Here is a 5,334-nt window from a genome sequence, read left to right as displayed (position 1 = left end):
GCGCCCCCCGCGGGGCCGGGGGGGAACACAGGCGGGGGGCCGCCCCCCCGGCGCCCCCGCCCCGCCTCCTGCGTACCGGATCAGCCGGTGCCGACCTCGGAACGGTCACCGCCCCACAGGGTGTGGAACGAGCCCTCGCGGTCCGTGCGCCGGTAGGTGTGCGCCCCGAAGAAGTCGCGCTGGCCCTGGGTCAGCGCGGCGGGCAGCCGCTCGGCGCGCAGCGCGTCGTAGTACGCGAGCGCCGCGGCGAAGCCCGGCGTCGGCACACCCTGGTGCACCGCGGAGGCGACCACCGCGCGCCAGTCGTCCTGGGCCGCGCCGATCTCCTCGGCGAACTGCTTGTCGGAGAGCAGGCTCGGCAGGTCGCGCTGCGCGTCGTACGCCTCACGGATCCGGTCGAGGAACGCGGCGCGGATGATGCACCCCTCGCGCCAGATGGCGGCGATCGAGCCGAGGTCGAGGTCCCAGCCGTACTCGGCGCTGCCCGCCTGGAGCTGGTGGAAGCCCTGCGTGTACGACACGATCTTCGACGCGTACAGCGCCTGCTCGACCTGGTCGGCGAAGCGGGCGGCCTCGGCCTCGTCCAGCGGCGCCGCCGTCGGACCCGGCAGCGTACGGGACGCCTCCCGGAGCCCGGCGTGGCCGGAGAGCGAACGGGCGAAGACCGCCTCGGCGATCCCCGAGACCGGGACGCCCAGGTCCAGGGCGATCTGCACGGTCCAGCGGCCGGTGCCCTTCTGCTCGGCCTGGTCGGTCACGACGTCCACGAACGGCGTGCCGGTCGCCTCATCCGTATGGGCCAGCACCTCGGCCGTGATCTCGATCAGATACGAGTCGAGACGGCCGGTGTTCCACGACTTGAAGGTCTCCGCGATCTTCGCGGGGGAGTAGCCGGCGACGGAGCGCAGCAGGTGGTACGCCTCCGCGATGAGCTGCATGTCGGCGTACTCGATGCCGTTGTGCACCATCTTGACGAAGTGGCCGGCGCCGTCGGGGCCGATGTGGGTGCAGCAGGGCGTGCCGTCCTTCGCCTTGCCGGAGATCTTCTCCAGCATCGGGCCGAGCGAGGCGTACGACTCGGTGGAGCCGCCCGGCATGATGCTCGGTCCGTGCAGCGCGCCCTCCTCGCCGCCGGAGATGCCGACACCGACGAAGTGGATCCCGCGCTCGCGCAGGTCCTTCTCGCGCCGGCGGGTGTCCGCGAAGTGGGCGTTGCCGCCGTCGATGATGACGTCGCCCTCCTCCAGCAGCGGGGCGAACTCCTCGATCACGGCGTCCGTCGGGTCGCCGGCCTTCACCATGATGACCAGCCGGCGGGGCCGCTCCAGCGCCGCCACGAACTCCTCGGCCGACTCCGCGGCGACGAACGTGCCCTCGTCGCCGAACTCGTCCACCAGGGCACGGGTCTTCGACGCGGTGCGGTTGTGCAGAGCCACGGTGAAACCGTTGCGGGCGAAGTTCCGGGCCAGGTTGCGGCCCATCACCGCGAGCCCCGTGACACCGATCTGGGCTGTACCACTCATGCGTGTGCTCCTGGATATCCGTCGAATTGTGCCGTGCACGGCCAGTAAAGACCCCCGCACCCGGGCGCGCCAAGAAAAACCCGCGGGCGGGGCGCCGTCCGGGCCGGGCCGCCGGGGAGGGATACGTACCTCCGAACACGGCCGTTCACCGCGTCCGCTCCCACGCGCGCCCGCCGCGCGACGCGCCCCGGCCCGCTGCCCGGATCTGCCCGCCGCTGCCCGGAAACGGGCTCCGTTTGCGGGCACGGGCTGGACCGCACCGGGCGCCGATCGGGCACCGCGGTGCCGCCATTCGGGCAGTGATCCGCGCAACACCGACCCCGTCAAGCGGTGTGACCAGGGCATACGTTCTTGGTCAAACGGGCAGACTCGGACTCACTCAATGCTGTGAAGAGCCTGGTCGCAGCGGGTTCCCTGCTTGTACAAACGACGCATGAGCCCGAACGGGTGCTGAGCCGCAGCAAGCAGGGAAGTGTGTGGTCGTGGACACCGACGAGCGTCGACGAGAAATCCTGGAGATCGCCCGCAGTGACGGGTCGGTGGAAGTCACCGCGCTGGCCGGGCGGCTCCAGGTCGCCAAGGAGACCGTACGGCGGGACCTGCACGCCCTGGAGGGGCACGGGCTGGTACGGCGCACCCACGGCGGGGCCTACCCCGTGGAGAGCGCCGGATTCGAGACGACCCTGGCCGTACGGACCACCCGGCTCGTCCCCCAGAAGTCCCGGATCGCCGCGGCGGCAGCCGATCTGCTCGGCGACGCCGAGACGGTCTTCGTCGACGAGGGGTTCACCCCCCAGCTCGTCGCCGAGGCGCTGCCCCGCGACCGGCCGCTGACCGTGGTCACCGCGTCCCTCGCCGTGGCCACCGCCCTCGCCGACGCCGAGAAGATCGCCGTCCTGCTCCTCGGCGGCCGGGTACGCGGCTCCACGATGGCCACCGTCGACCACTGGACCACCCGGATGCTCTCCGAATTCGTCATCGACCTGGCGTACGTCGGGGCGAACGGCATCTCGCGCGAGTACGGGCTCACCACCCCCGACCCCGCCGTCAGCGAGGTGAAGGCCCAGGCGATGCGCAGCGCCCGCCGCAGGGTCTTCACCGGGATCCACACCAAGTTCGGCGCGGTGAGCTTCTGCCGCTTCGCGGAGGTCGGCGACTTCGAGTCCATCGTCACGGACTCGGGGCTGCCCTCGGCGGAGGCCCAGCGGTACTCACTGCTGGGACCGCAGGTCATACGCGTCTGACGGCGGACCCGTGCCCGAGCACCCACCGCACCACCCCTGACATTCCGTCACCCTCGCGGAGCACCGGACACCCCGGCGCGCCGCCCTCCCTCTCACCATCCCCCACTTCCCACCCGAACAATCAGGAGATCTCACATGCACTTCCAACAACGACGTCGTGGAGTCCGCATGCGTATAGGCGCGAGCGTGGCCTTGACGGCGCTTCTCGCGGGGTGCAGTGGCGCGGGTGGGGGTTCCTCCGCCGGCGGCGACGACACGCTCAACGTGCTCATGGTGAACAACCCGCAGATGGTCGACCTCCAGAAGCTGACCGCGGCCAACTTCACCAAGGAGACCGGCATCAAGGTGAACTTCACCGTGCTGCCGGAGAACGACGTCCGTGACAAGATCACTCAGGACTTCTCGAACCAGGCCGGCCAGTACGACGTCGCCACCATCAGCAACTTCGAGGTGCCGTTCTTCGCGAAGAACGGGTGGCTGCACGCGCTCGACGAGTACACCGACAAGGACAAGAAGTTCGACCAGGGCGACATACTCAAGCCCCTCTCCGACTCCCTCACCGCGGAGGACGGCAAGCTCTACGGCCAGCCCTTCTACGGTGAGTCGTCCTTCCTGATGTACCGCAAGGACGTCTTCGAGGCCAAGAAGCTGACCATGCCCGACAAGCCCACCTGGCAGCAGGTCGCGGACCTCGCCGCCAAGGCGGACGGCGCGGAGAAGGGCATGAAGGGCATCTGTCTGCGCGGGCTGCCCGGCTGGGGCGAGGTCATCGCCCCGCTGACGACCGTGGTCAACACCATGGGCGGCACCTGGTTCACCAAGGACTGGGAGGCCCAGCTCGACTCGCCCGAGTTCACCAAGGCCACCCAGTTCTACGTCGACCTGGTGCGCGAGCACGGTGAGGCCGGTGCCCCGCAGGCCGGTTACGCCGAGTGCCTCAACAACATGACCCAGGGCAAGTCGGCCATGTGGTACGACGCCACCGCCGGCGCCGGCTCGCTGGAGGCCAAGGGCTCCCCGGTCAAGGGCAAGATCGGCTACGTGCCGGCCCCGGTCGACAAGACGGACAGCTCCGGCTGGCTCTACACCTGGGCCTGGGGCATGCAGAAGGCGTCCACGAAGACCGACAGCGCCTGGAAGTTCATCTCCTGGGCGTCCAGCAAGGAGTACGAGGCCCTCGCCGGTGAGAAGGTCGGCTGGTCGAACGTCCCGGCCGGCAAGCGCGCCTCCACGTACGAGAACCCGGACTACCTGAAGGAAGCCGCCGCGTTCGCCGAGGTGACCAAGAACGCCATCGCCAACGCCAACCCGACCGACCCGGGCACCCAGCCCCGTCCCACCGTCGGCATCCAGTTCGTCGACATCCCCGAGTTCACCGACCTCGGCACCAAGGTCTCGCAGGAGATCAGTGCCGCCATCGCCGGCAAGAAGACCGTGGCCGAAGCGCTGAAGAACTCGCAGGCGCTGGCCGAAAAGGTGGGCAAGGACCAGAAGTGAGTACCTCCGTCAGCACACCCCCACACTCCCCGGCCGGAGCGCCGCGCCCCACCGCGTCGCCCAAGGCCGGCCGGGGAGGCCGGGCCCGCGCCTGGGCCACCCGGGCCCCCCTCCTGCCCGCCCTGATCTTCCTGATCGCGGTCACCCAGCTGCCCTTCGTGGCCACCCTGGTGATCTCGCTCTTCGACTGGAACTCGCTCGCCCCCGACGACCGCAGCTTCGCCGGTCTCAGCAACTACGGCTCGGTCTTCACCGACGCGAGCCTGCGCGAGTCGGTGTTCACCACCGTGCTGCTCACGGCGACCGTCGTGATCGCCAGCGTGGTGCTCGGACTGCTGCTCGCGCTCCTGCTCGACCGCAAGTTCATCGGCCGCGGCTTCGTCCGTACGCTGCTGATCACGCCGTTCCTGCTGGTGCCGGTCTCGGCGGCGCTCATGTGGAAGCACGTCCTCTACAACCCCGAGTACGGCCTCCTCAACGGCGGCTGGGCCTGGTTCACCGGGCTCTTCGGTGTGGAGAACCCCACCCAGCCCGACTGGATCTCCGACATGCCGCTGCTCGCGGTCGAGGCCGCGCTGATCTGGCAGTGGACGCCGTTCATGATGCTCATCCTGCTCGCCGGGCTCCAGAGCAGGCCCGCCGAGATCATGGAGGCGGCCAAGCTGGACGGCGCGACCGGATGGCAGATGTTCGGCTATCTGACCCTGCCCCATCTGCGCCGCTACCTCGAACTGGGCATCCTGCTCGGCTCGATCTACATCGTGCAGAACTTCGACGCCGTGTTCACCCTCACCTCCGGGGGCCTCGGCACCGCGAACCTGCCGTACACCATCTACCAGACCTTCTACCAGGCTCACGAGTACGGACTGGCCTCCGCCGCCGGAGTCGTCGTCGTGATCGGCACGATCGTGATCGCGACCTTCGCCCTGCGCGTCGTCTCGTCCCTCTTCAGTGAGGAGGCGAACCGCGCGTGAGTGCTCTCTCCGTTTCCACCACAGGTGGGGGGGCGCCCCCCCCCCCCCACCCGAAAGACCCCCCCCCCCCCCCCCCGCCGGCCGGGCGGGCCGGGC

At 69.8% G+C, this 5,334-nt stretch carries 4 protein-coding genes; 3 read left to right on the top strand and 1 reads right to left on the bottom strand.

Annotated elements, in window-relative coordinates; genetic code table 11:
• Positions 1 to 80: 80 nt before the first annotated feature.
• Entirely contained in the window at positions 81 to 1,523 is a 1,443-nt protein-coding gene (gndA, locus tag ACFXPK_RS20475) for an NADP-dependent phosphogluconate dehydrogenase (protein ID WP_385077297.1), read from the bottom strand.
• 482 nt (positions 1,524 to 2,005) lie between these two features.
• Here gndA and ACFXPK_RS20470 point away from each other — a divergent pair, with 482 nt between their 5' ends.
• The 3 genes from ACFXPK_RS20470 to ACFXPK_RS20460 all read left to right on the top strand — a co-directional run bounded on the left by ACFXPK_RS20470 (position 2,006) and on the right by ACFXPK_RS20460 (position 5,238).
• On the top strand, positions 2,006 to 2,767 hold the full coding sequence (locus ACFXPK_RS20470) for a DeoR/GlpR family DNA-binding transcription regulator (protein ID WP_384925368.1): 762 nt from the start codon (positions 2,006 to 2,008) through the stop codon (positions 2,765 to 2,767).
• 135 nt (positions 2,768 to 2,902) lie between these two features.
• Positions 2,903 to 4,264, top strand: a complete 1,362-nt coding sequence (locus tag ACFXPK_RS20465; protein ID WP_384999526.1) for an ABC transporter substrate-binding protein — start codon at positions 2,903 to 2,905, stop codon at positions 4,262 to 4,264.
• Complete coding sequence (locus ACFXPK_RS20460) at positions 4,261 to 5,238, top strand: carbohydrate ABC transporter permease (protein ID WP_384999523.1); 978 nt, start codon at positions 4,261 to 4,263, stop codon at positions 5,236 to 5,238. The genes ACFXPK_RS20465 and ACFXPK_RS20460 overlap by 4 nt, the downstream gene beginning before the upstream one ends.
• Positions 5,239 to 5,334 lie beyond the last annotated feature (96 nt).

It is taken from the genome of Streptomyces sp. NPDC059142 (genome assembly GCF_042755665.1).
GTDB lineage: Bacteria > Actinomycetota > Actinomycetes > Streptomycetales > Streptomycetaceae > Streptomyces.
The sequence above is the reverse complement of the archived record's forward strand: the minus strand, read 5'-3'. Positions and strand labels throughout refer to the sequence as shown.